The following is a 24841-nucleotide window of genomic DNA, read 5'->3' as shown; positions in this document are numbered from 1 at the left end:
AGAGGGTTGGGGTGAGGGGCTCCCTCCGCGAGCGCGATGTGCGTCGACACCCGTACCCCCTCACCCGGATCGCATCTGCGATGCGATCCGACCTCTCCCCGCAAGCGGGGCGAGGTGAAGAAAAGAGGCGCTCCAATGCACAACTCACTTCGACAATTCCCTCAGGCCCAGCCGGATCAGCTGCGCAGTCTCGGCCTTCTCACCGGCGCTGCGCGAGGCGGCGGCGATGGCGGCGGCGGCCTGCGGCTGGCCGTAGCCGAGATTGACCAGCGCCGAGATGGCGTCGGTGACCGGGCGCGGCGCGCGGTTGTTGTCTATCGCGCCCGAAAGGTGCACCACCGCGGGATCGACATCGGCAAAGCCCGGCGCCTTGTCCTTCAATTCGCTGACGATGCGCTCGGCGACCTTCGGCCCGACCCCCGGCGTGCGCGCCACCGCCGCCTTGTCGCGCAGCGCGATGGCGTTGGCGAGATCGGTCGGCGGCAGCGTGCCGAGCACCGCGAGCGCGACCTTGGCGCCGACCCCCTGCACGGTCTGCAGCAGGCGAAACCATTCGCGCTCATGATCCGAGCGGAAGCCGAACAGTTTGATCTGATCCTCGCGGACATAGGTCTCGATCGAGAGCACGGCGGCGCCGCCCGGCGACGGCAGCGCCTGCAACGTGCGACCAGCGCAATGCACCTGGTAACCGACGCCGCCGACGTCGAGGATCACGTAATCCTCGCCATAGGAATCGATCAGGCCCTTCAGCTTGCCGATCATAGGTTCGCGACCCTGAGCCGCAGCGCCGTGCTCTGGCGGTGATGCGCGTGGGTGATCGCGACCGCGAGCGCGTCCGCGGCGTCGGCGGACGGCGGCTCGGCTTTCGGCAGCAGGATCTTCAGCATCACCTGGATCTGGTTCTTCTCGGCATGGCCGGCGCCGACCACGGTCTTCTTGACCTGGTTCGGCGCGTATTCGGCGACCGAGATACCGAACATTGCGGGCGCCAGCATGGCGACGCCGCGCGCCTGGCCGAGCTTCAGGGTGGCCACGCCGTCCTTGTTGACGAAGGTCTGCTCGACCGCCGCCTCCGCAGGCTTGTAGTCGCCGAGCACAGCGGCGAGCCCCTCATGGATCGCGAGCAGCCGGCTCGCCAGCGGCAGATTGTCCGGCGGCTCGACCGAACCGCAGGCGACGTAGACCAGACGGTTGCCTTCAGTCTCGATCACGCCCCAGCCGGTGCGGCGGAGACCCGGATCGATACCGATGATACGGACGGGAGAGCGAATCGGCTGGGATGTCATGGGCTAGTGATACCGCCTGCGCCGGGAGAACGAAACACAAACAGAGCCTCATCCCCTGCCGCGGTCGTTGTACTGGGCCCACTCGTCATCCCCGCCTAGTGCGCAATTGCGCACGGGAGCGGGGATCCAGTACGCCGCGGCTTCTCGGATCGAATGCAGGTCTCCGGAATACTGGGTCGCCCGGTCCAGCCGGACACGACGGCAGTGCAAGCGACTAGCCGCCCATCTTCGCGATCAGAGCGTCGGACACCTCGAAATTGGCGAACACGTTCTGCACGTCGTCGTGCTCGTTGAGCAGGTCCATCAGCTTCAGCAGCTTTTCGCCGGTCTCGTCGTCGACCGCGACGGTGTTCTGCGGCTTCCAGGTCAGCGCCGCCTTGCGCGGCTCGCCGAACTTCGCTTCCAGCGCTTTGGCCACTTCGCGGAAGGTGTCCTGCGAGGCGTAGACCTCGTGGCCGCCTTCGCTGGAGACCACGTCGTCGGCGCCGGCCTCGATCGCGGCGTCCAGCATCGCGTCGTCGGAGGCGACCTTGGCGTCGTATTCGATGATGCCGGTGCGGTCGAACATGAAGGCGACCGAGCCGGTTTCGCCGAGATTGCCGCCGGATTTGGTGAAGAAGGAGCGGATGTCGGAGGCGGCGCGGTTGCGGTTGTCGGTCAGCGCCTCGACGATCACGGCGACGCCGCCGGGGCCATAGCCCTCGTAGCGGATCTCGTCGTAGTTCTCGCCCTCATTGCCCGCCGCCTTCTTGATGGCGCGGTCGATATTGTCCTTGGGCATGTTCTCGGCGCGGGCCGCGACCACGGCGGCGCGCAGCCGCGGATTCATCGCCGGGTCCGGGGTGCCGAGCTTGGCCGCCACGGTGATTTCGCGGGCCAGCTTGCCGAAAAGCTTCGACTTCTGGGCATCCTGCCGGCCCTTGCGGTGCATGATGTTCTTGAATTGGGAATGGCCGGCCATGCGACGTCTCTTCGGAGCTTAGGGTCTGAACAGGGATGGAAAACGCGGCCTTATAGGCCCCTCACGGTCAAAATCAAAGGATCGGCGAGGCCCTCCGGCGGAGGAATACTACCGCAAGCCGGAATATGAGGCACTTGTTAACCATGACTTCATGCCCGGGTGCGAGGATCGCCCGTCCCGCCGCAACTTTCCAGAGCCCCCAAAGAGCCCACATGGCGTTCGGTCTGTTTCGAAAGCAAGTGCCGGAGCCGGCTGCGCCGGCCGTCGCGCCGCAGGTTCCAACCGCGGCCGCCGCCCCTGACGTCTCGACCGAGACTGATTCGGCCAAGGATTCGTCCAAGGAGATCCTGGAATTGCTGGAACTCGAGCTCGGCGCGATGATCCGCCAGCTCGAACGCGCCGCGAGCTCGGTTGCCGACGGCGCCGAGGCGACGGCAGCCAAGCTCGCGACCATCCGCGCCCGCACCGACGCGCTGACCGGCCGCAGCAGCGATGCGCAGGGCACCGCGACGACGTTCTCGCAAGCCGCCGACCGCTTCACCCACTCCGCCGAGGGCATCGGGGCGCAGGTGCGCAGCGCGAGCCAGCTCGCCGACGACGCCGCGGCCGCGGCGCGCGAGGCAACCGCCAATGTCGATCGCCTGCGCGAGTCTTCAGCCGCGATCGGCAACGTCGTCAATCTGATCGCGCAGATCGCGCGGCAGACCACGCTGCTCGCGCTCAACTCGACGATCGAGGCGGCGCGCGCCGGAGCCGCCGGCAAGGGCTTTGCGGTGGTCGCAACCGAGGTCAAGGCGCTGGCGGTGCAGACCCAGAGCGCGACCGAGGAGATCACGCGGAAGATCGAGGCGTTGCAGAAGGACGCCACCGGATCGGCGGACGCGGTGCACCGCATCTCGCAGGCGATCGAAAAGATCCGCCCGGTGTTCGAGAACGTCAACGGCGCGGTCGCCGAGCAGAACGAAATCACCGGCGAGATGGGCCAGAACGCCGCCTCCGCATCGCACTTCATCGTCTCGGTCGGCACCAGCGCCGGCGAGATCGATTCGGCAACGCGCGAAGCCGCCGCGCATGGCGACAATGTCGCCAAGGCCGGCAAGGCGGTGACCGCCTTCGCCCAGAAGCTGAAAGCGCGTTGCGCGGTGCTGCTGCGCCAGGACGAGGGCGGCGATCCGCGCAAGAACGAGCGCCTGCCCTGCAGCCTCAAGATCGAGATCACGACCGCGCGCGGCATCGTCACGGCGCCGGTCTACGAGATCGCGATGGACGGCATCCTGATCGGCGGACCCGATGCCGAGAAGCTGCCGGCGCAGGAGACCCTGAACGCGACATTGCAGGAGATCGGCGCGTGCCGGATCCGGATCGGCGAGCGCTCCAAGGCGGGCAGCCAGGCCCGCTTCGAGGCGGCAACCGCCGAGCTGCGCGAAAAAATCGAAGACCGGATGTGGGCGATCCACGAGGAGAACGCCGAGCTCGTCACCCGCGCGATCGAAGCCGGCAGCGCGCTGAGCAAGATCTTCGAGAACGGGCTGGCGAGCGGCGCGATCGCGATCGCCGACATGTTCGACACCGACTATGTCGAGATCGCAGGCACCAACCCGGTGCAGTACCGCACCAAAATGCTGGACTGGGCGGAGCGTACGCTGCCGGCGTTCCAGGAGGCGTTCCTCGCCAGGGACAAGCGAATGGCGTTCTGCGTGATGATCGACCAGAACGGCTATCTGCCGGTCCACAACAAGCTCTACTCGCAGCCGCAGCGGCCGGGCGACGTGGCATACAACACCGCCAACAGCCGCAACCGCCGCATCTTCGACGACGCCGCGGGTCTCGCCGCCGGCCGCAACCAGCGCGCCTATCTGATCCAGACCTATGCGCGCGACATGGGAGGCGGCAACACGGTGATGATGCGCGAGATCGACGTACCGGTCCGCGTGCGCGGCCGGCATTGGGGCGGGTTCCGCACCGCCTACAAGCTTTGAACGCTTCGTAGCCCGGATGGAATCCGGGACCAATGTGCCCGCGGACGAGAACCCCGGATCGCGCTTCGCTTCGTCCGGGCTACGCGACGACAGCGCTGCGCTGCACCCGGGCTGCGCAGTGCACGCTCAGGCAAGACTGCCAGCGCGAATCACGCTTTGGTTTTGAAATGGGAATGCATTGGCAGGCCAGCGGGCCGCTGTGACAGAGGAAGTGCTGATATGTCGGCCGCGCAGCTTGCAGTTCTGGATACGTCATCGGACCGCACGCTGGCCGAGCGGCTGGTGGACCAGCTCGCCGACCGCATCGGCGGCCTCGGGGTGGAACTCGCCGACATCGCCGGCAACGTCCAGGAGGTCGCGAGCCGCGTCAGCAGCCAGTCCGAGCGCTTCCATCATTTGCAGACGACGGCCGAGACCATGGTCGCCGCCAATCACGACATCGCCAACGCATCGCAGGCGGTGCAAACGACCGCATCCGCCGCGGTCGGCCAGATCGCGGAGTCCCGCCATGTGGTCGAGACGGCGGTCAGCCATATTGCCGAGCTCGTCGCAGCGGTCGGACGGATCGAGGCGCGGCTCGCCGCGGTCGGCTCCGCGCTGAGCCAGGTCGCCAAGGTCTCCGGTTCGATCGAGGCGATCGCCAAGCAGACCAATCTATTGGCGCTCAACGCCACCATCGAGGCGGCGCGCGCCGGCAACGCCGGCCGCGGCTTTGCCGTGGTCGCGAGCGAGGTCAAGAACCTTGCGGAAGCGACCCGCCAGGCGACGCATCAGATTTCCGACACCGTGCGCGATCTCGACGGCCAGATCGGCAGCCTGATCGGCGAGAGCAGCGATGCCTCGTTGCGCGCCAAGAGCGCCGGCGAAGGCGCCCAGCAGATTTCGGGCATCATCATGCGCGTGCAGGAAGGCTTCTCATCCGTCGGCGCCGAGATCGGCAGCGTGGCGCGCGCCGCGACCTCCAATCTCGGCCATTGCGACAGCGTGATCGCCGAGCTGAACGAGCTGGCCAAGGGCGTCGATCTCTCCTCGCGCGACCTCAAGCACGCCGACAGCCGGGTCGCGAAACTGCTCGAGCTCTCCGAGAGCCTGATCGTGACCATCGCCGACAGCGGCGTCGAGACCAGTGACACGCCGCTGATCCGCATCGTGATCGACACCGCAAGGCAGATCTCGGAGCTGTTCGAGACCGCCGTCGCGCGCGGCGAGATCACGCTCGCGCAATTGATGGACGAGAATTATCGCGAGATCGCCGGCACCAATCCGAAGCAGTATCTGACCGACTACGTCGCCTTTACCGACCGGGTGCTGCCCGCGATCCAGGATCCGATCCAGAAGAGCGACCCGCGCATCGTGTTCTGCGTCGCCTGGGCGCGCAGCGGCTATCTGCCGACCCACAATCCGAACTACCGGCAGCCGCAGGGGCCGGACCCGGTCTGGAACAACGCCAATTGCCGCAACCGCCGCCTGTTCAACGACCGCGCGGTGAGCAAGGTCGCGGCCAACACGAAGCCGTTCCTGCTGCAGACCTATCGCCGCGACATGGGCGGCGGCAATTTCGTGCTGATGAAGGACCTGTCGTCGCCGATCGTGGTGAACGGCCGCCACTGGGGCGCATTCCGGATGGGTTTTCGGCAGAGCTAGGCCAGCCCCTTGGCCGGGACGGGGGATGCAATACCAAAATATGGAAAACAACCCCATGCAAAGTAAGCCGGCGACTGTCGGCCCTCGACACTGCACTGTCCGTAGCGGGTGAAGATGTCGTGTTTTTGTAGCTCGTGATCTGTCGCCTTCGTTTCAGATTTGCAGGGGAGCCGGAAGGCGGGGACGGCTTTCCCTGATTGATCATGCCACGGCTGTTGCGGCGGTTTTAGCCCTGCGGGTGTGTTTCTTTGTTCGACTTGAAGCCCGTTTCTCCGCCCCGACCCGCGCGATCTTGCCGGCGGCGCGCGCAGGAGCGGTCAAGGACGCGCGCTTGCGCGCCCGCAAGGGCTTGTCCTTGACGGCTCCGAGCACGCTGCCAGGCTGGGGCGCGTCGGGGCTGATCTGCTGTCCGTTGGCGCTAAACATTGCCAACCGATGCGGTCCGAGGAACACGCTGACGGTGCCATCGGGATACTCATGTACCCGCACCACAGCCTTGACGAAGTGAGGCCTGAGCCGGCTCTGCGGCAGCTGCAGCCGCCGACCGTTCCATACAACGGTATTATCGTTGGCGACGGTTCGCTCCTCGATCACGCACAGCGCCTCGCGCCAGGCCTCATGCCGGTCGGCCACGAATGCCGTGCCTTCCTGTTCGGGCTTGATCGCAAACGCGGCGTTGTGCCCGGCGATGTAATGCGCCTTCAGCCACGCGTTGGCAGCTTCGAGCGTCGTGATCCCGGCCAGCCGCAGCTCCTTCGGCAGCCGATCCTGCAACGTGCCGAACAGCCGCTCGGAGCGCCCGCGCGCCTGCGGCGAATAGGCTGCGATATGCTCGATCCCAAGATGCGACAAAGCCCGTCCCACCTGGGTTTGTTGCGTCTTCGAGACCTTCTCGCCAGCTTTTGGGGTAAGGAAATAATGGCTGCCGCGGTCGGTGTAGAGCGCGCAGAACAGGCCATGCTCGCCAATCACTTCGCGCAAGGCCTGGAAGGTCGAGGCCGTTCCTTCTTCCTCGACCAGGACCATCGAGTAGACCTCGCTGGTCGCATCGTCCATCGTGACGATCAGGTCCCTCGCGGGAAGACCTTCGATCCAGACGTGGCGCGATCCGTCCTGGTGCAGCAGCATGCCCCGAAGCGGCCGGCGTGGGCGCTTCTTGCGGTGCGCCGAACGCTTCGGCGCCTTCCGCACCAACCCCGCCGCGTGCAAGGCTAGCTTGGTCACCGTATAGCCCAGCATATAGCCATGCCGCTTTTGCAGCTGCTCGTGGAAATGCTTCACCGTGAAGTCCGCGTACTTGTCCCGGAACAGCCCCAGCATCCGCTCAAGTTCTTCCTGCGGCGCTCGCCGTGGCGAGCGCCGACCCATCCGCCGGTCGACAAGCCCGTCATCGCCCTCTGCCTCGTAGCGTTCTGCCCAACGTTGAAATGTCCGCACGCTGATCCCCAGAACCTCTGCAGCCGCCTCCTGCGTCAGCTCCTTGGCCTCCGTCCGCTCCAACAAACTTGAAAACCGCATCCGTCGTACTCCCTCGTGAATGGATGCCGTGCCCATCGTGCCCCCTTTGTTCCGGGGCACCGAAAACACGACACTTCACGAGCTACAAACAGGCGACAGATCACGAGCTACTGACAGGCCCTCGACACTGCACTTGACACGTCGGGCAACTCAGAAGTACTCTTCTATTATTCCGAAATGACTTGTCGCCCGGATGAAGCGAAGCGCAATCCGGGAATCTCGCAAAGCTCAAAGACAGACCCGGATTACGCTTCGCTGCATCCGGGCTACGGTAACTTCACTAAGTCCAGAATCCCGGCACCGCAGGCTCGAGCCGCCCGCCGGCGCGCACCGGCGCGACCTTCACCGCGAGCCCGGTGGCATCGTCGGTCTCGACCGCGACGCCGCTCAGCGTGGCCACACCGCCCGCCGGCTCGAAACGGCCGGAGGGAATGCCGGTGAGGAAGCGCTGCAGCGGCTCCTCCTTCTGCATGCCGATCACCGAGTCATAGTCGCCGGTCATGCCGGCATCGCTCATGTAGGCGGTGCCGCCGGGCAGCACCTGATGATCTGATGTCGGCACATGGGTATGCGTACCGACCACGAGGCTGACGCGGCCGTCGCAGAAGAAGCCGACGCCCTGCTTCTCGCTGGTCGCCTCGGCATGGAAATCGAGCACGATGGCGTCACAGCCTTCGCGCAGCGGGCAGGCCTCGAGCTCGCGCTCGATGGCGCTGAACGGATCGTTCGAGGACGGCTCCATGAAGACGCGGCCGATCGCGTTGATGACCAGCGCGCGCTTGCCGCTCTTGGTATCGACCAGCGTGGCGCCGCGGCCGGGCGAATGGCGCGGGAAATTCAGCGGGCGGATCAGGCGCGGCGCGCGCTCGATGAAGACCAGCGCCTCCTTCTGATTCCAGGCGTGGTTGCCGAGCGTGATCGCATCGGCGCCGGCGTCGAGCAGCTCCTGATAGATCGCCTCGGTGATGCCGAAGCCGCCGGCGGAATTCTCGCCATTGACGACCACGAGATCGAGCGACCAGTCCCTGATCATGCCGGGAAGGTGGTCGGCGATGGCGGTGCGGCCGGTCCTGCCGACGACGTCACCAACAAAGAGAATTCGCAAGGCTAGCTACTCCGGAAATCGAACGTCTTGCGCTCCGTTAGCACAAAATCGAGCGGGACGTCGTGCGACAGCGCCGGAATCGCCTTGGTTTCCTGTGCTGCAAAGGCAAGTCCGACCCCGATCACATGCTTGGCTTTGCGCAGATGCGCGAAGGTATAGTCGTAATAGCCGGCGCCATAGCCGATGCGGTGACCGAGCTTGTCGAATGCCGCGAGCGGCACCAGCATCACGTCCGGATGCACCTCGGCGGCGGCCGGCGACGGCTCGGGAATGCCGAGCGGACCGAGCATCAGCCGGTCCTTCGGCGACCAGCTGCGGAAGATCAGCGACTGGCCGCGCGCGTTGATGCAGGGCAGCGCGAGCCGTGCGCCCTTGTCGGCAAGCTTCTTCATCAACGGCGCCGGATCGAGCTCGCTGCGGATCGGCGCATAGCCCGAGACGATCATGCCCTGCGCGATCTCGAACGGCGCGCCGCGCTTGGCGAGCGCTTCGGCAGCGGTCGCGCGCTGCTCGTCGCTCAGCGCATCGCGCTTGGCGAGAGCAAGTGCCCGAAGCTCGGCCTTCGATGGAGATGCGTGCATGATCCATCTTCCGCTGTCGTCGTCCGCGACAACGGACGATCCATCATTCCAGAGACGCTAGCTTTCGTTAAGGCCAGAGCTTTCGTAAGACCGCCGCGGCGCGCTGGACGCCCCGTATCGCGGGGCACAACGCTGCCAGACAATTCAACCGCCGCAGCGCGACGACAAGGCAACAGCAAAAATCAGTGCGAAGCCGCAGAGGCCGTTGGAGCGCTCGATCCCGGAGTTCCCTACGAAAGTAGGTGGGCACCATATGTCCGGGTCCACGGACCCGGCCAGGGACAGTTCCCTAAAGGATCGATAAGGCCCCGGGGATATATGGCTCCTGACGCACGACGCAGCTTCGCGGGGCTAATCTAGCCATCGTTGCCGCAATCCGCCAGCGGTAAGGAAGACGCAGCCTTGGCTCCTGGAAGAAACTGTCATGGCCGGGCTTGTCCCGGCCATCCACGGCTTTCTTTTCAACGAGACAAATACGTGGATGCCCGGGCCAAGCCCGGGCATGACGAATGTGTGGAAACACCGAGACCAACAGGGACGAACGAAGATCACCCGATCGCGATGCCGCCGCCGATGGTACGGTTGAGCACCTGCGTGGTGCGCTCGATCCGCTCGGCGGCGGCGTTGAGCGCGTTGGAGACCGCGGTCTGGGTCGCGCGGGCGCGGTCGATCGCGGCAACGCGCGCATTGCGCAGCTGCTCGAGCTCTTCCTCGAGGCTGCGGATGCGTGCGCTGGCGTCGACCAGTTCGTCGCAGGCGGTGAGCGCCGCCATCACCGTCAGCCGCGCATCGCCGATCTCGCCGAACTTGCCGCGCAGCGATTCGACGCGCTGCTGGAGATTTTCCGCGAGCTTCAGCAGCCGCACCTCCTGGCCCTCCTCGCAGGCCATCCGGTATTGCCGGCCGTTGATGGTGACGTTGATGTGGCTCATCTGCTGTCTCCGCCGTCGAGCACGGCGCGAATGCTGCCGATTGCCGCGTCGAGTTTTTCCGCAATCTCGCGATTGGCGCGCTCGAGCTTGCGCGTCTTCACCAGCGATCCGTCGAGCTCGTCGGCAAGCCGCGAGCGATCGGCGCCGAGCGCCTGGATCCGGCTCGCCAATTCGTTCTCGTCGCGGTCGGCCTCGCGGCGCCGCTCCACCGAGCTCTCCAGCGCATCAAGCGCTGCCATCAGCCGCTTTGTCGCAGCATCGATATCGGCAAGCGGTGCCTCGGTATTGCCAGACCCGTTGGCGAGACGATCACTCATGACACGCGGCGTGGACCTTTCGGTTGGCTTGGTAGCCTGCTGCAGACAAGCCTGCCGCACGGCAAAACTGGCGGTTCGGCAAGCGTTTACGGGACGAAATTTACGTGGCAAGCGAGCCCAGCGCAACGGCGGCGCAGAACTATGCACCGTTGAATGAAATAGGGCGATTTCGGGCAACTTTTCCCCGTTTTGAGGGGTTTCATCGCCTTGGACTTGCGGAATTGAGGTGCTAATCCACCCCCAACCCGTAAGGCCATCCACGCGCGTATCGCGGCTGCCCGCCTCGATCCGTCCAGCAATCAGCTCCTCATTTTAGGCGGACTCTTCATCATGACGCAGGTCGATCACACCCGTATGGCCAATGCGATCCGTGGCCTTGCCATGGACGCCGTCGAGAAGGCGAATTCCGGCCATCCCGGCCTGCCGATGGGCGCCGCCGACATCGCGACCGTCCTGTTCACAAAATTCCTGAAATTCGATGCGGCCGACACGGCGTGGCCCGATCGCGACCGCTTCGTGCTCTCGGCCGGCCATGGCTCGATGCTGCTCTATTCGTTGTTGTACCTCACCGGCAACAAGGACATGACGCTCGACCAGCTCAAGCATTTCCGCCAGCTCGGATCGCTGACGCCGGGCCACCCCGAGAACTTCCACACCAAGGGCATCGAGACCACCACCGGTCCGCTCGGCCAGGGCATTGCGACCGCGGTCGGCATGGCGGTCGCCGAGAAGATGCTGGCCGCCGAGTTCGGCAAGAAGATCGTCAACCACCACACCTATGTGCTCGCCTCCGACGGCGACCTGATGGAGGGCATCTCGCAGGAAGCGATCGCGCTCGCCGGTGTCTGGCGGCTCAACAAGATGATCGTGCTGTACGACGACAATGGCATCTCGATCGACGGCCCGACTTCGATCTCCGATTCCGTCGACCAGGTGAAGCGCTTCAAGTCCGCAGGCTGGGCCGCCGAATTGATCGACGGCCACGATCCGCAGGCGATTGCCGCTGCGATCACCCGCGCGCAGAAATCCAACAAGCCCTCGATGATCGCCTGCAAGACCACGATCGGGTACGGCGCGCCGCACAAGGCCGGCACCGCCAAGGCGCATGGCGAGGCGCTCGGCGCCGACGAGCTCAAGGCGGCCAAGGAGAAGCTCGGCATCTCGCTCGAGCCGTTCTCGGTGCCCGACGATGTGCTGAACGCCTGGCGCGAGGCAGGCGCCCGCGGCGCCGCCGAGCACAAGGCGTGGGACGAGCAGTTCGCGCAGCTCGGCAGCCGCAAGCGCGCCGAGTTCGAACGCCGCATTCGCCACGAGCGGCCGCAGTCGCTCGCCAAGGGGCTGCGCGCCTTCAAGAAGGGGCTGCTGGAAAATCCGCTCAATGTCGCGACCCGCAAATCGTCGGAAGCCGCGATCGAGGTGATTGCGGCTGCGATGCCGATGGAGTTCGTCGCCGGCTCCGCCGACCTCACCGGCTCCAACAACAACAAGGCGAAGTCGGCGACGGCGTTCGGCGCCAAGACGCCGAAGGGCCGCTTCATCCATTACGGCGTCCGCGAGCACGGCATGGCGGCGTGCCTCAACGGCATCTTCCTGCATGGCGGCTTCGCGCCGAACGGCGCGACCTTCCTGGTGTTCACCGACTACGCGCGCGGCGCGATGCGGCTGTCGGCGCTGATGGGTACCGGCGTGGTCTATGTCATGACGCACGACTCGATCGGCCTCGGCGAGGACGGCCCGACGCACCAGCCGGTCGAGCATCTGTCCGCGCTGCGCGCGATGCCCAACATGCGCGTGTTCCGCCCCTGCGACGCGGTCGAGACCGCCGAGTGCTGGGAACTGGCGCTCAACCGCGTCGACGGACCGACGGTGCTGGCGCTGACCCGCCAGAACCTGCCGCAGCTCCGCACCACGGCGCCGAACGACAATCCGTGCAGCCACGGCGCCTATGAGCTGGTCGCGGCGCAGGGTGACGCAAAAGTGTCATTGTTCGCGTCGGGTTCCGAGGTCCAGATCGCGGTCGACGCGCAGAAGCAGCTCGCCGGACGCGGCATCGCGACGCGGGTGGTCTCGGTCCCATCGCTGGAATTGCTGCTGGCACAGCCCGCCGAGCGGCAAAATGCCATTATCGGCAACGCTCCGGTCAAGATCGCGATCGAGGCCGCGGTGCGCTGGGGCTGGGATGCCGTGATCGGCCATGACGGCGAATTCATCGGCATGCACGGATTTGGCGCCAGCGCCCCGGCGAAGGACCTTTTCCGGCATTTCGGCATTACTGCTGAAGCCGTCGTTAACGCTGCCACGAAGCGCGTCTGACGCTGGCCTGACACCCGCGGGCCAAGGTTGAGCTTGTCGCAAAAAAGGATTACCTAAGCTCCATCTTTTCCGTATGCGCCCGGCCGAACCGGGCGTTCCGCCGTAAAAACCTCGTGGGAGCCCCTCCCGCGGGGCTGACAACAGCATTAGAGGAGACGAGCATGGCAATCCGCGTCGCGATCAACGGGTTTGGACGTATCGGCCGCAACATTCTGCGCGCCATCGCCGAGTCCGGCCGCAAGGACATCGAGGTGGTCGGCATCAACGACCTCGGCCCGGTCGAGACCAACGCGCACCTGCTGCGCTTCGATTCCGTGCATGGCCGCTTCCCCGGCACCGTCACCGTCGACGGCGATACGATCAGCCTCGGCGACAACAAGATCAAGGTTTCGGCCGAGCGCGATCCCTCGAAGCTGCCGTGGAAGGCGCTCGGCGTCGACGTCGCGCTGGAATGCACCGGCATCTTCACCGCGAAGGACAAGGCCTCGGCGCATCTCGCCGCTGGCGCCAAGCGCGTGCTGGTCTCGGCGCCCGCCGATGGCGCTGATGCCACCATCGTCTACGGCGTCAACCACGACACGCTGACCAAGGATCACCTGGTGATCTCGAACGGCTCCTGCACCACCAACTGCCTCGCGCCGGTCGCCAAGGTCCTGAACGACACCGTCGGCATCGAGACCGGCTTCATGACCACGATCCACGCCTATACCGGCGACCAGCCGACGCTCGACACCCTGCACAAGGATCTCTATCGCGGCCGCGCCGCGGCGATGTCGATGATCCCGACCTCGACCGGTGCCGCGAAGGCGATCGGCCTCGTGCTGCCCGAGCTGAAGGGCAAGCTCGACGGCGTCTCGGTCCGCGTTCCGACCCCGAACGTTTCCGTGATCGACCTCAAGATCGTCGCCAAGCGCGCAACCGACGCCAAGGAGATCAACGAGGCGATGAAGCGCGCGTCCGAGCAGCAGCTCAAGGGCATCCTCGGCTACACCAACGCGCCGAACGTCTCGATCGACTTCAACCACGATCCGCACTCGTCGACCTTCCACATGGACCAGACCAAGGTGCAGAACGGCAACTTCGTGCGCGTGATGTCCTGGTACGACAATGAGTGGGGCTTCTCGAACCGTATGGCGGACACCGCCGTCGCGATCGGCAAGCTGGTTTAAGTTCGACTGTTCGAGATGCCCGGCCCAGCGCCGGGCATCTGCGTGTTTGCCCCCCGCGTTCGCGACCTCAACGGCCGCGACATCGGCAAGCGAAAGCGACGCCGTCCGTCGGACGGTGGTGTCCGGCCGCACAGGAAACGCTCATGACAAAATCGTTCCGCACCCTCGACGACGTCAACGTGAAGGGCAAGCGCGTGCTGCTGCGCGTCGACCTCAACGTCCCCATGGAAGGCGGCCGCGTCACCGATGCCACACGGCTCGAGCGCGTTGCCCCCACCGTCACCGAAATTTCCGACAAGGGCGGCAAGGTGATCCTGCTCGCCCATTTCGGCCGCCCCAAGGGACGCGACCCCAAGGAATCGCTGAAGCCGGTCGCTGACGCGCTGTCGAAGGTGATCAAGCGCCCGGTGGCCTTCGCCGAGGATTGCATCGGCGATGCCGCAGCCAAGGCGGTGGCCGCCCTCAAGGACGGCGACATCCTCTGCCTGGAAAACACACGTTTCCATAAGGAGGAAGAGAAGAACGACGCCGGCTTCGTTACGGAGCTCGCCAAGCTCGGCGACATCTGGGTCAACGACGCCTTCTCCGCCGCGCATCGCGCCCACGCCTCGACCGAAGGCCTCGGCCACAAGCTTCCGGCCTATGCCGGCCGCACCATGCAGGCCGAGCTCGACGCGCTCGGCAAGGCGCTGGAAGCGCCGACCAAGCCGGTGATCGCGATCATCGGCGGCGCCAAGGTCTCGACCAAGATCGACCTCTTGGAAAACCTCGTGAACAAGGTCGACGCGCTGGTGATCGGCGGCGGCATGGCCAACACCTTCCTGCACGCGCAGGGCGTCGCCGTCGGCAAGTCGCTCGCCGAAAAGGATCTCGCCCCGACCGCGCTGCGGATCATGGAGAAGGCCAACGCCGCCAACTGCGCCATCATCCTCCCCGTCGACGCCGTCGTCGCCAACCAGTTTGCCGCCAACGCGCCGTCGCATGCCTATGGCCTCGATGCGATCCCGGCCGACGGCATGATCCTCGACGTCGGTCCGCAATCGATCGCGCGCATCCATGCCGCAATCGACGACGCGGCGACGCTGGTCTGGAACGGCCCGCTCGGCGCCTTCGAGCTGACGCCGTTCGACCGCGGCACCGTGGTGTCGGCCAAGCATGCCGCCGAACGCACCAAGGCCAGGAAGCTGATCTCGGTCGCCGGCGGCGGCGACACCGTCGCGGCGCTGAACCAGGCGGGCGTCGGCGGTGATTTTTCCTACGTCTCGACCGCGGGCGGCGCGTTTCTTGAATGGATGGAAGGCAAGCCGCTGCCGGGCGTCGAAGTTCTGAAAAACCGTTGATCCAGAGCATGATCCGGAAAAGTGAAGCGGTTTTCCGAAAAGATCATGCTCAAACAAAGAGCAAAAGCGCGATGAAAATGAGCTCATCGCGCTTCAAATCCGCGAACTTGCACCACAGGGAGAAATGGAATGGCTCGCATAACGTTGCGGCAACTGCTCGACCACGCGGCCGAGCATGATTACGGCGTACCCGCCTTCAACATCAACAACATGGAACAGGCGCTGTCGATCATGGCGGCCGCCTCCGAAGTCGATGCGCCCGTCATCATCCAGGCCTCGCGCGGCGCGCGGTCCTACGCCAACGACGTCATGCTCAAGCACATGATGGACGCGGTCACCGAGATCTACCCGCAGATCCCGGTCTGCGTGCATCTCGACCACGGCAACGAGCCCGCCACCTGCATGACCGCGATCCAGGCCGGCTTCACCTCGGTCATGATGGACGGCTCGCTGAAGGCCGACGGCAAGACCCCCGGCGACTGGGACTACAATGTCGGCGTCACCAGGACCGTGACCGGCATGGCGCATCTCGGCGGCATCTCGGTGGAAGGCGAGCTCGGCGTGCTCGGCTCGCTCGAGACCGGCATGGGCGACAAGGAAGACGGCCATGGCGCCGAGGGCAAGCTGTCGCACGACCAGCTGCTGACCAATCCGGACGAGGCCGTGAAGTTCGTCCAGGAGACCAAGGTCGACGCGCTGGCGATCGCGATGGGCACCTCGCACGGCGCCTACAAGTTCACCCGCAAGCCCGACGGCGACATCCTCGCCATGAACGTGATCGAGGAAATCCATCGCAAGCTGCCGAATACGCATCTGGTCATGCACGGCTCCTCTTCGGTGCCGCAGGAGCTGCAGGAGATCATCAACGCCAATGGCGGCAAGATGAAGCCGACCTGGGGCGTGCCGGTCGCCGAGATCCAGCGCGGCATCAAGAACGGCGTGCGCAAGATCAACATCGACACCGACAACCGGATGGCGATGACCGGCCAGATCCGCAAGGTGCTGAAGGACAATCCGGAAGAGTTCGATCCGCGCAAGTACCTGAAGCCCGCGATGGAGGCGATGACCAAGCTGTGCAAGCAGCGCCTGCAGGAGTTCAACACCGCGGGCCAGGCCAGCAAGATCAAGAAGGTGCTGACCACGGCGGAAATGGCCAAGCGCTACGCCGCGGGCCAGCTCGACCCCAAGGTCGCCTGAGCGCTCTTCACTCGCCGCGGACTGCGATCACCTCTCCCCGTCGGGGAGAGGTTGGATCGCGCCAGCGATCCGGGTGAGGGGTTCAGGTCCCTCGATAGAGCGTACCCCCTCACCCGCGCCTTCGGCGCGACCTCTCCCAATGGGAGAGGTGGAACGTCCAAACACCGGCCGCGACGAACGTTTTCTAGGCATTTGCCCGAGAACCGCCTATTTTGGTTTGCAAAGGCAATGGCTCTGGAGGACGCCCCGATGAACCTCTCCGACCTCAACAAAATCGCGCTTGCCATGGTCACCCCGGGCAAGGGCATCCTCGCCGCCGACGAATCCTCCGGCACGATCAAGAAGCGCTTCGACGCCATCAAGGTCGATTCGACCGAGGACAATCGCCGCGACTATCGCGAGATGCTGTTCCGCTCGCAGGAGGCGATGAGCAAGTACATCTCCGGCGTCATCCTTTACGACGAGACGATCTGGCAGAATGCCAAGGACGGCACGCCGCTGGTCAAGCTGATCGAGCAGGCCGGCGCGATCCCCGGCATCAAGGTCGACGAAGGCACGCAACCTTTGCCGAACTGCCCGGGCGAACTCGTCACCGTCGGCCTCGACAAGCTCGCCGAGCGGCTGAAGAAATATTACGAGCGCGGTGCGCGCTTTGCGAAGTGGCGCGCGGTGATCGATATCGGGCCGCGAATCCCGACCCAGACCGCGGTCCGCGTCAACGCGCATGCGCTGGCGCGCTACGCCGCGTTGTGCCAGGCCGCGCAGATCGTGCCGATCGTCGAACCGGAAGTGCTGATGGACGGCGATCACGACATCGACCGCTGCTACGAGGTGACGCAGCGCGTGCTGAACCGAACCTTCCAGGAATTGCGGGTGCAGCGCGTCGCGCTGGAAGGCATGATCCTGAAGCCGAACATGGCGATCTCGGGCAAGAAATGCCCGAAGCAGGCGCCGGTGCAGGAAGTCGCCGAGAAGACCATCCGCCTGCTCAGGAGCTGCGTGCCGGCCGCGGTGCCCGGCATCGCCTTCCTCTCCGGCGGGCAGAGCGACGAGGAAGCCACCGCGCATCTCGACGCCATGAACAAGATCGGCAATTTGCCCTGGCGGCTGACCTTCTCCTATGGCCGCGCGCTGCAGGCGGCGCCGCAGAAGGCGTGGTCCGGCAAGCCCGACAACGTCCCCGCCGGCCAGCGCGCCTTCTCGCATCGCGCCCGGATGAACGGACTCGCGAGCACCGGCAATTGGGAAGCCGGCCTCGAGAAACAGGCGGCATAGTTGGCGACCAAGCCCGTTCCGCCGCGGCCGGCGCCGCGCCTCTATCTGGCAACGCCGCCGGTCGATGAGCCCGCGCGGCTTGTGGCCGAGCTCACCGAGCTGCTTGGCGCGGCCGATGTCGCCGCCGTGCTGGTGCGGCTGCGCGAGAGCGATCCACGCAGCATGATCTCCACCATCAAGGCGCTGGCGCCTGCGATCCAGAACGCCGGCGCGGCGCTGCTGATCGACGGCCATCCCGATATCGTGGCGCGCGCCGGCGCCGACGGCGCGCATCTGACCGGCATCGCCGCGATGGAAGAGGCGGTGCCGTCGCTGAAACCCGACCGCATTATCGGCGTCGGCGGGCTCGCGACCCGCCACGATTCCATGGCCGCGGGCGAAGCCGGTGCCGACTATGTGCTGTTCGGCGAGCCCGACGCCAACGGACAGCGGCCCTCGCGCGAGGCCATCGCCGAGCGGCTGGAATGGTGGGACGAATTGTTTGAGCCGCCCTGCGTCGGCTTTGCCACCTCGCGCGAGGAAGCCGAGGCGTTCGCGGCGGCCGGCGCGGATTTCGTGCTGGTCGGAGACTTCATCTGGTCCGATCCGCGCGGCGCCAAGGCGGCGCTTGTCGAGATCGGCGACGCGATTGCGCGGGCGCATGCCGGCACATTCGGCAAGGCCAAGGCCGACGGAAAGGCCGAGGGATGACGCCGGAATGAAATGCCTGCGTCCGATAGGTATTGCGCTCGGCTGTACGATGCTGGCGAGCGGCGCGATGGCGCAGCTCTCGATCACGCCGCCGGCCCAGACGCCGCCGCCCGCGAAGAAGGAGGCTCCGAAGCCGAAGGTGCATTCGCCGGTCGCGAAGAAGCCGACGCCCAAGCCCGCCGCCTCCGCGACGCCGAAGCCTGCCGCATCCCCGACGCCCTCGCCGACCCCGACCCAGGCCGTCGACGATCCCAATGTCGACCTCGTCTACGGCGCCTATCAGCGCGGCATGTACAAGACCGCGTTCGACCTCGCGACCGCGCGCGCGCAGAACAGCAACGATGCCAAGGCCATGACGATGCTGGGCGAGCTCTATGCCAACGGGCTCGGCGTCAAGCGCGACTACGTCAAGGCCGACGAGTGGTACAAGCGCGCCTCCGATGCCGGCGACCGCGAGGCGATGTTCGCGCTCGCCATGATGAAGATCGCGGGCCGCGGCGGCGCGGTCGACAAGGATGCCGCGGTCAAGCTGCTGGCGTCGTCGGCCAAGCTCGGCGAGCCGAAGGCGGCCTATAATCTCGCGCTGCTCTATCTCGACGGCCAGACCCTGCCGCAGGACCTCCGCCGCTCCGCCGAGCTGTTGCGCATGGCCGCCGACGCCGGCAGCCCCGAGGCACAATACGCGCTCGCGACCTTCTACAAGGAGGGCACCGGCGTGCCGAAGGACCTCGAGAAGGCGGCGCGGCTGCTGCAGGCCGCCTCGCTGGCCGACAATGTCGATGCCGAGGTCGAATATGCCATCGCCCTCTACAACGGCTCGGGCACGCCGCGGAACGTGCCGGCGGCGGTGGCGCTGCTGCGCAAGGCGGCCCGGCAGAACAGCGCGATCGCGCAAAACCGCCTCGCCCATGTGCTGGCGACCGGCGCCGGCGCCCCGGCGGACAAGGTCGAGGCGCTGAAATGGCACATGGTCGCCAAGACCGCCGGCAAGGGCGACCCCGATCTCGACGATATCCTCGCCGATATGAGCCCGGAAGACCGCGCCAAGGGCGAGGCAGCCGCGCGAAAATGGATCGGAAACAACGTCAAATGACGCCTTGACGGCGCCACTTCCAGAGGGCACCCAGTCCGAAACCCAGGGCGCCACAGGCCGTTTCCCGTCATCCTGAGGTGCGAGCGGAGCGAGCCTCGAAGGATGCACGGCCCCGGACTGGGCTGTCGATCCTTCGAGACGCGCGTTCCGCGCTCCTCAGGATGACGGGCAGGGTCTTGCCCACGCTGCCCGATCGATTTCCAACGCTCGAAAGCCACCAGCTTCCATCATGCTCTATTCCGCTCTCATCAATGTCATGGTCAAGGCCGCGCGCCGCGCCGGCCGCAGCCTCAAGCGCGACCTCGGCGAGATCGAACATCTCCAGGTGTCGCTGAAGGGGCCGGCGAACTTCGTCTCGCTTGCCGACAAGCGCGCCGAGGAGATGCTCTACACCGACCTCGAGAAGGCTCGGCCCGGCTACGGGTTCCTCGGCGAGGAAGGCGGCAAGCGCGAAGGCAGCGACAAGAGCCACACCTGGATCGTCGATCCCTTGGACGGCACCACCAACTTCCTGCACGGCATCCCGCAATTCGCGATCTCGATCGGCCTCAAGCGCGAGGACACCGTGATCGCCGGCGTGATCTACAATCCCGCCAATGACGAGCTCTATATCGCCGAGCGCGGCAAGGGCGCGTTCCTCAACGACCAGCGGCTGCGCGTCGCCGGCCGCCGCCAGCTCAACGAATGCGTGGTGGCCTGCGGCCTGCCGCATATCGGCCGCGGCAATCACCAGCTGGCGCTGCAGGAGATGGCCGCGCTGCAGAGCAAGGTCGCGGGCTTCCGCCGCTTCGGCGCCGCCTCGCTCGACCTCGCCTTCGTCGCCGCCGGCCGCCTCGACGGCTATTGGGAGCGCAATCTGCAGGCCTGGGATGTCGCGGCCGGCCTGCTGATGGTCCGCGAGGCCGGCGGCACCGTCTCCGGCATCCAGGGCAATGACGATCCGCTGCAGACCGGCCATGTCGTCTGCGGCAACGAGTTCGTGCACGGCGAGCTGATCAGGATCCTGAAGCCGCTCGGGCAGTAGGGCGGCGGCGCGATCTAATCGTCGTCGTCCTCGTCGTCTTCCCCGTCACGAAATTCACCGCCGAGGGACAGGCCCTCGATGGTCGTGGCGCCCTTTGCCTTGATCACCCGGCGCAGCGGGACCGAGCTCTCGCTTCGCAGCGCCTCCATCAGATGTTCCGAATGGGTGACGATCCAGATGTCGGCGCGGCGCGACGCCTTGGCGATCAGCCTCGCCAATGGCGCCAGCAGCGATGGATGCAGGCTGGTCTCGGGCTCGTTCAGCGCGATGAACGGCGGCAGCCGATAGCCCATGAATACGGCGAGCAGGCAGATATATTTCAGCGTGCCGTCGGATAGCTCATGCGCCTTGAACGGACGCGGCACGTCAGCCTGTTGCAGCTCGAATTCGCACCGTCCGTTTTCCGCCCATGCCCGCAGTTCGGCACCCGGGAATGCGTCCTCGATCGCATCCTGCAGATCGCCGGCATCCTGCCTGATCGTGAACAGGGTTGCCAACACGGCAGCCAGATCGTGGCCATCGGCGCTCAGCGAAGGTGTCGTGATCGCGAGACACGGCTTTCGTATCGGCGACGCCGGATCGGTCCGGAAGTCGTGATAGAATCGCCAACTCAGCATTGCATTTCGGATCAGGTCGATCTCGGGACTTCCCTTACCATCCGAAAATCCGGCCAGCGCGGTTTCCGACGGCAGCACCGCTTCCTTGTGCTGGCTCCAGGTGCCGTTCTCATCGCGGACACTGACGAGTGAGTTGGTGCGCTCCATCATCAATATTGTTTTCTTGCCGTGGGTCGCCTCGATCGTTTCGGATTTGATCATCGGCTCACCGGGAAATGCCGCCACGACCGGGCTCGGGAATCCGAGCTCGATGGAATATCTGACGTGGTCGAATCTCACAGCCAACCGCAGACGCGCATCGTCTCCGCGTCTGCGATTGCCGGACCAGAAGACGGAATACAATCCACCCTCGTCGGCGATCGTGCGCGTGATCCGGCCGGTCGCTGCGTCGCGCAACAGCGACAGGGACTTGTAGAGATTGGATTTGCCGACACCGTTCTCGCCGACGAAGACGGACAGCGGCTGGATGGGCATGAAGAGCCGCCGGATCGAGCGATAATTCGAGATCGCAATATCGCTCGGCCGCATCGCATGCCCTCAATCCCCGGGTTGCCCAAACGCTTCCCGTTCAATCCAGAGCTGCAATCTGGATTGGTCGGCTTGCGAAAGCAAGCCGCTGATCTGACCAGCGTCGGTGCCTGATATCAGTGACCGATCCTCGCCGGCGCGGGCGGGCCATATACCTCACCCTGCCCCGGCGCCGTCTCGCGATCGCCGGCCAGCACGCGCTGCACGCTGACGAAGAACACCGGCACCAGGAGCAGCGCGAGGATCACCACCGCGATCATGCCGCCCATCACCGACGTGCCGAGCGCCTGCTGGCTGGCGCCGCCGGCGCCGGTCGCGATCGCCATCGGGAGCACGCCGCAGACGAAGGCCAGACCGGTCATCAGGATCGGGCGGAATCTGAGGCTGCAGGCCTCGATGGTCGCCTCGACCAGCGGCTTGCCCTGCGCGCGCAGATCCTTGGCGAACTCGATGATCAGGATCGCGTCCTTGGCGGCAAGGCCGATGATCGTGATCAGGCCGACGGTGAAATAGACGTCGTTGGAGAGCCCGCGCATCGTCGCCGCCACCACGGCGCCGAGAATGCCGAGCGGAATGGTGAGCAGCACCGCGAGCGGAATGGTCCAGCTCTCATAGAGCGCGGCCAGCAAGAGGAACACCACCAGCACCGACAGCGCAAGCAGGAACGGCGCCTGCGAGCCCGACAGCTTCTCCTGCAGCGACTGGCCGGTCCATTCATAGCCGAAGCCGCGCGGCAGCTTGTCGGCGAGCCGCTCCATTTCGGCGATCGCATCGCCCGAGGTGAAGCCGGGCCGCGCCTCGCCGGAGATGCGCACCGCCGGATAGTAGTTGAAGCCCGCGATCTGCGTCGGCCCCTTCGTCCACTCGATGGTGGCGAAGGCCGAGAACGGCACCAGCTGGCCGCGGCTGTTCTTGACGTTGTAGTTGAGGATGTCGTCCGCGTTCATGCGGCTGGTCTTGTCGGCCTGCACGATGACGCGCTGCATGCGCCCGCGGTTCGGGAAGTCGTTGATGTAGTTCGAGCCGAGATTGGTCGAGATCGTGTTGTTGATGTCCTCGAAGGTGACGCCGAACGCGCCCGCCTTCTCGCGGTCGATCATCAGATTGACCTGCGGCGCCGGCGGCAGGCCTTCGACATAGACCTTCTGTAGAATCGGGCTGGCATTGGCCTCCGCGATCAGGCGATCGGACGCGGCGATCAGCGCCGAATAACCCTTCTGGCCGCGGTCCTGCAGGCGGAACGAGAAGCCCGAGGAGTTGCCGAGATTGTCGATCGGCGGCGGCTGCAACGCCGAGATCCTGGCGTCGCGGATCGACGACAAATCGCGGTTGATGTCGGCGACGATGGCGGCGGCGGAATCCTTCGGGCCGCGCTCCGACCAGTCCTTCAGCGTGATGAAGGCCTGCGCGGTGTTCATGCCCTGGCCGAGGAAGCTGAAGCCGGTGAGGAACGTGACATTCTCGATGCCGGCGCGGTCCTTGAGGTACTTCTCGACCTGCTCGACCGCAGCTTCGGTCCGGGCATAGGACGACTCCGACGGCGTCTGCACGTCGGTCGTGATGAAGCCCTGGTCGTCGACCGGCAGGAAGCCGCCGGGCAGGCGCACGAAGCCGTAGGCGACGCCGAGGAACAGCACGAGGTAGATCAGCATCAGGCGGCCGGTTCGCTTCAGCGAACCCTGCACGGTGCGGGTATAGCCGGCGCGGCTGGTGTCGAGCACGCGGTTGAACCAGCCGAACACGCCCTTGCTGGCATGGCCGTGGCCCTTCTTGACCGGCTTGAGCAAGGTCGCGCACAGCGCCGGCGTCAGCGACAGCGCGAGCAGCGCCGAGAACGCGATCGCCGCCACCATGGTGACCGAGAACTGCCGGTAGATGATGCCGACCGAGCCGGGGAAGAACGCCATCGGCACGAACACCGCCATCAGCACCAGCGTGATGCCGATGATGGCGCCGGTGATCTGCGACATCGCCTTCTTGGTGGCTTCCTTCGGCGGCAGGCCTTCCTCCGCCATGATGCGTTCGACGTTCTCGACCACGACGATGGCGTCGTCGACGAGGATGCCGACCGCCAGCACCATGCCGAACATGGTCAGCATGTTGATCGAAAAGCCGGCGATCATCAGCGTGGCGCAGGCGCCCAATAGCGCCACCGGAACCACGATGGTCGGGATGATGGTGTAGCGGATGTTCTGCAGAAACAGGAACATCACGACGAACACCAGCACCACGGCCTCGACCAGCGTCGTCAGGACCTTCTTGATCGAAGCCTCGACCACCGGCGTGATGTTGTAGGGGATTTCGTAGGAGATATTGGCCGGGAAGAAGCGCGACAGCTCCTTCATCTTGGCTTCGACCGCGCTCGCGGTCGCCAGCGCATTGCCCTTCGGCGACAGCAGCACCGAGAGGCCGGCGGTCGGCTTGCCGTCCAGGCGCGTGTTGAACTGGTAGCTGAGGCCGCCAACCTCGATCCGCGCGACGTCGCGCAGGCGGACCGTCGAACCGTCATTGTTGGCGCGCAGGATGATGGCGCCGAACTCGTCGGGCGAGGACAGCTGGCCCTTCACCAGCACCTGCGCGGAAATCTTCTGGGTATCGGTGCTCGGCTCGGCGCCGATGCTGCCGGACGCGACCTGGGCGTTCTGCGCCGTGATCGCCTTGTTGACGTCGTCGGCGGACAGGCCGTAGCCGACCAGCTTGGCCGGATCGATCCAGATCCGCAAGGACCGCTCGGTCGAGTACAGCGTGGCGCGGCCGACGCCGGGGATGCGTCGCACCTCGCCCAGCACGTTGCGGATCATGAAGTCGCCGAGGCCGACCTCGTCGAGGCTGCCGTCGGTCGAGTTCAGCGTGATGATCTGCAGCACGGCGGACGAGGCTTCCTCGACCAGGATGCCCTGCTGGATCACGGCGCGCGGCAGCCGCGCCTCGACGCGCTTGAGGCGGTTCTGCACCTCGACCGAGGCCTGGCTGGTGTCGGTGCCCGGCTTGAAGTTGGCGATGATCTCGACCTGGCCGAGCGAGTCGGAGGTCGATTCGAAGTTCAGGATGTTGGCGGCGCCGTTGAGCTCCTCCTCGATCAGCCGCGTCACGCTGTTGTAGAGGTTCTCCGGCGACGCGCCGGGATAGCTGGTCGAGATCGAGATCGAGGGCGGCGCGATGATCGGATACTGCGCGACCGCGAGCAGCGGAATCGAGATCGCGCCGATCAGACAGATGAACAGCGCGACGACCCAGGCGAAGATCGGCCTGTCGATGAAGAAGCTAGGCAT

20 protein-coding genes and 1 other RNA gene are annotated in these 24841 nt (G+C 65.7%); 10 read left to right on the top strand and 11 right to left on the bottom strand.

All coding sequences use genetic code 11. From position 1 onward, the window contains the following. Positions 1–144: 144 nt before the first annotated feature. The 3 genes from ruvA to XI02_RS07355 all read right to left on the bottom strand — a co-directional run bounded on the left by ruvA (position 145) and on the right by XI02_RS07355 (position 2247). Complete coding sequence (gene ruvA, locus XI02_RS07365; RefSeq protein WP_172648684.1) at positions 145–762, bottom strand: Holliday junction branch migration protein RuvA; 618 nt, start codon at positions 760–762, stop codon at positions 145–147. Then, complete coding sequence (gene ruvC / locus XI02_RS07360) at positions 759–1286, bottom strand: crossover junction endodeoxyribonuclease RuvC (protein WP_172648685.1); 528 nt, start codon at positions 1284–1286, stop codon at positions 759–761. Before ruvC ends, ruvA begins: the two co-directional genes overlap by 4 nt. Positions 1287–1500: 214 nt before the next feature. Further along, positions 1501–2247 carry a YebC/PmpR family DNA-binding transcriptional regulator gene (locus tag XI02_RS07355; protein ID WP_016842553.1) on the bottom strand — a complete coding sequence of 249 codons (747 nt, stop codon included), beginning with the start codon at positions 2245–2247 and terminating at the stop codon, positions 1501–1503. Positions 2248–2459: 212 nt separating this feature from the next. On the opposite strand from XI02_RS07355, the gene XI02_RS07350 reads away from it, so the two are divergent. Together XI02_RS07350 and XI02_RS07345 are read left to right on the top strand one after the other, a co-directional pair. Further along, positions 2460–4226 carry a methyl-accepting chemotaxis protein gene (locus XI02_RS07350; RefSeq protein WP_172648686.1) on the top strand — a complete coding sequence of 589 codons (1767 nt, stop codon included), beginning with the start codon at positions 2460–2462 and terminating at the stop codon, positions 4224–4226. A 219-nt stretch (positions 4227–4445) separates the two neighbouring features. Beyond that, positions 4446–5870, top strand: coding sequence for a methyl-accepting chemotaxis protein (locus tag XI02_RS07345; protein WP_172648687.1), 1425 nt, complete (start codon positions 4446–4448; stop codon positions 5868–5870). 201 nt (positions 5871–6071) lie between these two features. On the opposite strand, the gene XI02_RS07340 is transcribed toward XI02_RS07345, so the two are convergent. The 6 genes from XI02_RS07340 to XI02_RS07315 all read right to left on the bottom strand — a co-directional run bounded on the left by XI02_RS07340 (position 6072) and on the right by XI02_RS07315 (position 10323). Continuing rightward, entirely contained in the window at positions 6072–7457 is a 1386-nt protein-coding gene (locus XI02_RS07340; protein WP_194483259.1) for an ISNCY family transposase, read from the bottom strand. Positions 7458–7668: 211 nt separating this feature from the next. Continuing rightward, positions 7669–8493 carry a TIGR00282 family metallophosphoesterase gene (locus XI02_RS07335; protein ID WP_018269683.1) on the bottom strand — a complete coding sequence of 275 codons (825 nt, stop codon included), beginning with the start codon at positions 8491–8493 and terminating at the stop codon, positions 7669–7671. Positions 8494–8495: 2 nt separating this feature from the next. Next, entirely contained in the window at positions 8496–9074 is a 579-nt protein-coding gene (locus XI02_RS07330) for a 5-formyltetrahydrofolate cyclo-ligase (protein WP_172648688.1), read from the bottom strand. Positions 9075–9260: 186 nt separating this feature from the next. Continuing rightward, a non-coding RNA gene (gene ssrS, locus XI02_RS07325) (6S RNA) lies at positions 9261–9421 on the bottom strand. Between the two features lie 201 nt (positions 9422–9622). Then, positions 9623–10006 (bottom strand): cell division protein ZapA, encoded by a 384-nt coding sequence (locus XI02_RS07320; RefSeq protein WP_018269682.1) that lies wholly within the window; start codon positions 10004–10006, stop codon positions 9623–9625. After that, the gene (locus XI02_RS07315) at positions 10003–10323 is read right to left on the bottom strand and encodes a DUF4164 domain-containing protein (RefSeq protein ID WP_018269681.1); all 321 of its coding nucleotides are present in this window, start codon (positions 10321–10323) and stop codon (positions 10003–10005) included. Before XI02_RS07315 ends, XI02_RS07320 begins: the two co-directional genes overlap by 4 nt. A gap of 330 nt (positions 10324–10653) precedes the next feature. On the opposite strand from XI02_RS07315, the gene tkt reads away from it, so the two are divergent. From tkt to XI02_RS07275, 8 genes are all read left to right on the top strand, one after another. Then, on the top strand, positions 10654–12636 hold the full coding sequence (gene tkt, locus XI02_RS07310; protein WP_172648689.1) for a transketolase: 1983 nt from the start codon (positions 10654–10656) through the stop codon (positions 12634–12636). 161 nt (positions 12637–12797) lie between these two features. Beyond that, complete coding sequence (gene gap / locus XI02_RS07305; RefSeq protein WP_069275905.1) at positions 12798–13805, top strand: type I glyceraldehyde-3-phosphate dehydrogenase; 1008 nt, start codon at positions 12798–12800, stop codon at positions 13803–13805. Between the two features lie 143 nt (positions 13806–13948). Beyond that, positions 13949–15145 carry a phosphoglycerate kinase gene (gene pgk / locus XI02_RS07300; protein ID WP_172648690.1) on the top strand — a complete coding sequence of 399 codons (1197 nt, stop codon included), beginning with the start codon at positions 13949–13951 and terminating at the stop codon, positions 15143–15145. 129 nt (positions 15146–15274) lie between these two features. Then, positions 15275–16342, top strand: coding sequence for a class II fructose-bisphosphate aldolase (gene fba, locus XI02_RS07295; protein WP_026192208.1), 1068 nt, complete (start codon positions 15275–15277; stop codon positions 16340–16342). A gap of 249 nt (positions 16343–16591) precedes the next feature. Continuing rightward, positions 16592–17617, top strand: coding sequence for a class I fructose-bisphosphate aldolase (locus XI02_RS07290; RefSeq protein ID WP_016842566.1), 1026 nt, complete (start codon positions 16592–16594; stop codon positions 17615–17617). Next, a complete protein-coding gene (locus XI02_RS07285) occupies positions 17618–18307 on the top strand; it encodes a thiamine phosphate synthase (RefSeq protein WP_172648691.1) in 690 nt (229 codons plus the stop codon). A 7-nt stretch (positions 18308–18314) separates the two neighbouring features. Then, complete coding sequence (locus tag XI02_RS07280) at positions 18315–19400, top strand: tetratricopeptide repeat protein (protein WP_172648692.1); 1086 nt, start codon at positions 18315–18317, stop codon at positions 19398–19400. Between the two features lie 229 nt (positions 19401–19629). Then, a complete protein-coding gene (locus XI02_RS07275; RefSeq protein ID WP_137476848.1) occupies positions 19630–20424 on the top strand; it encodes an inositol monophosphatase family protein in 795 nt (264 codons plus the stop codon). A gap of 14 nt (positions 20425–20438) precedes the next feature. Here the strand turns inward: XI02_RS07275 and XI02_RS07270 are convergent, their stop codons facing one another. Beyond that, positions 20439–21569: an AAA family ATPase gene (locus tag XI02_RS07270; RefSeq protein WP_172648693.1), complete on the bottom strand. Its 1131-nt coding sequence runs from the start codon at positions 21567–21569 to the stop codon at positions 20439–20441. Between the two features lie 116 nt (positions 21570–21685). Then, a complete protein-coding gene (locus tag XI02_RS07265; protein ID WP_069275899.1) occupies positions 21686–24841 on the bottom strand; it encodes a multidrug efflux RND transporter permease subunit in 3156 nt (1051 codons plus the stop codon).

Origin of the sequence: Bradyrhizobium sp. CCBAU 21365 (genome assembly GCF_015291305.1) — a bacterium.
Classification (GTDB): Bacteria; Pseudomonadota; Alphaproteobacteria; order Rhizobiales; family Xanthobacteraceae; genus Bradyrhizobium; species Bradyrhizobium elkanii.
This window is presented reverse-complemented; position numbering and strand designations above follow the sequence as displayed.

Bases quoted from the DNA above. Each gene is read 5' to 3' on its own strand.
- XI02_RS07315 (WP_018269681.1), bottom strand. From the start codon at position 10,323: ATGAGTGATCGTCTCGCCAACGGGTCTGGCAATACCGAGGCACCGCTT.
- XI02_RS07345 (WP_172648687.1), top strand. From the start codon at position 4,446: ATGTCGGCCGCGCAGCTTGCAGTTCTGGATACGTCATCGGACCGCACG.
- XI02_RS07270 (WP_172648693.1), bottom strand. From the start codon at position 21,569: ATGCGGCCGAGCGATATTGCGATCTCGAATTATCGCTCGATCCGGCGG.
- XI02_RS07275 (WP_137476848.1), top strand. From the start codon at position 19,630: ATGCTCTATTCCGCTCTCATCAATGTCATGGTCAAGGCCGCGCGCCGC.
- XI02_RS07320 (WP_018269682.1), bottom strand. From the start codon at position 10,006: ATGAGCCACATCAACGTCACCATCAACGGCCGGCAATACCGGATGGCC.
- ruvC (WP_172648685.1), bottom strand. From the start codon at position 1,286: ATGACATCCCAGCCGATTCGCTCTCCCGTCCGTATCATCGGTATCGAT.
- XI02_RS07330 (WP_172648688.1), bottom strand. From the start codon at position 9,074: ATGCACGCATCTCCATCGAAGGCCGAGCTTCGGGCACTTGCTCTCGCC.
- XI02_RS07290 (WP_016842566.1), top strand. From the start codon at position 16,592: ATGAACCTCTCCGACCTCAACAAAATCGCGCTTGCCATGGTCACCCCG.
- XI02_RS07280 (WP_172648692.1), top strand. From the start codon at position 18,315: ATGAAATGCCTGCGTCCGATAGGTATTGCGCTCGGCTGTACGATGCTG.
- gap (WP_069275905.1), top strand. From the start codon at position 12,798: ATGGCAATCCGCGTCGCGATCAACGGGTTTGGACGTATCGGCCGCAAC.
- ruvA (WP_172648684.1), bottom strand. From the start codon at position 762: ATGATCGGCAAGCTGAAGGGCCTGATCGATTCCTATGGCGAGGATTAC.
- pgk (WP_172648690.1), top strand. From the start codon at position 13,949: ATGACAAAATCGTTCCGCACCCTCGACGACGTCAACGTGAAGGGCAAG.
- XI02_RS07350 (WP_172648686.1), top strand. From the start codon at position 2,460: ATGGCGTTCGGTCTGTTTCGAAAGCAAGTGCCGGAGCCGGCTGCGCCG.
- tkt (WP_172648689.1), top strand. From the start codon at position 10,654: ATGACGCAGGTCGATCACACCCGTATGGCCAATGCGATCCGTGGCCTT.
- XI02_RS07265 (WP_069275899.1), bottom strand. From the start codon at position 24,841: ATGCCTAGCTTCTTCATCGACAGGCCGATCTTCGCCTGGGTCGTCGCG.
- XI02_RS07355 (WP_016842553.1), bottom strand. From the start codon at position 2,247: ATGGCCGGCCATTCCCAATTCAAGAACATCATGCACCGCAAGGGCCGG.
- fba (WP_026192208.1), top strand. From the start codon at position 15,275: ATGGCTCGCATAACGTTGCGGCAACTGCTCGACCACGCGGCCGAGCAT.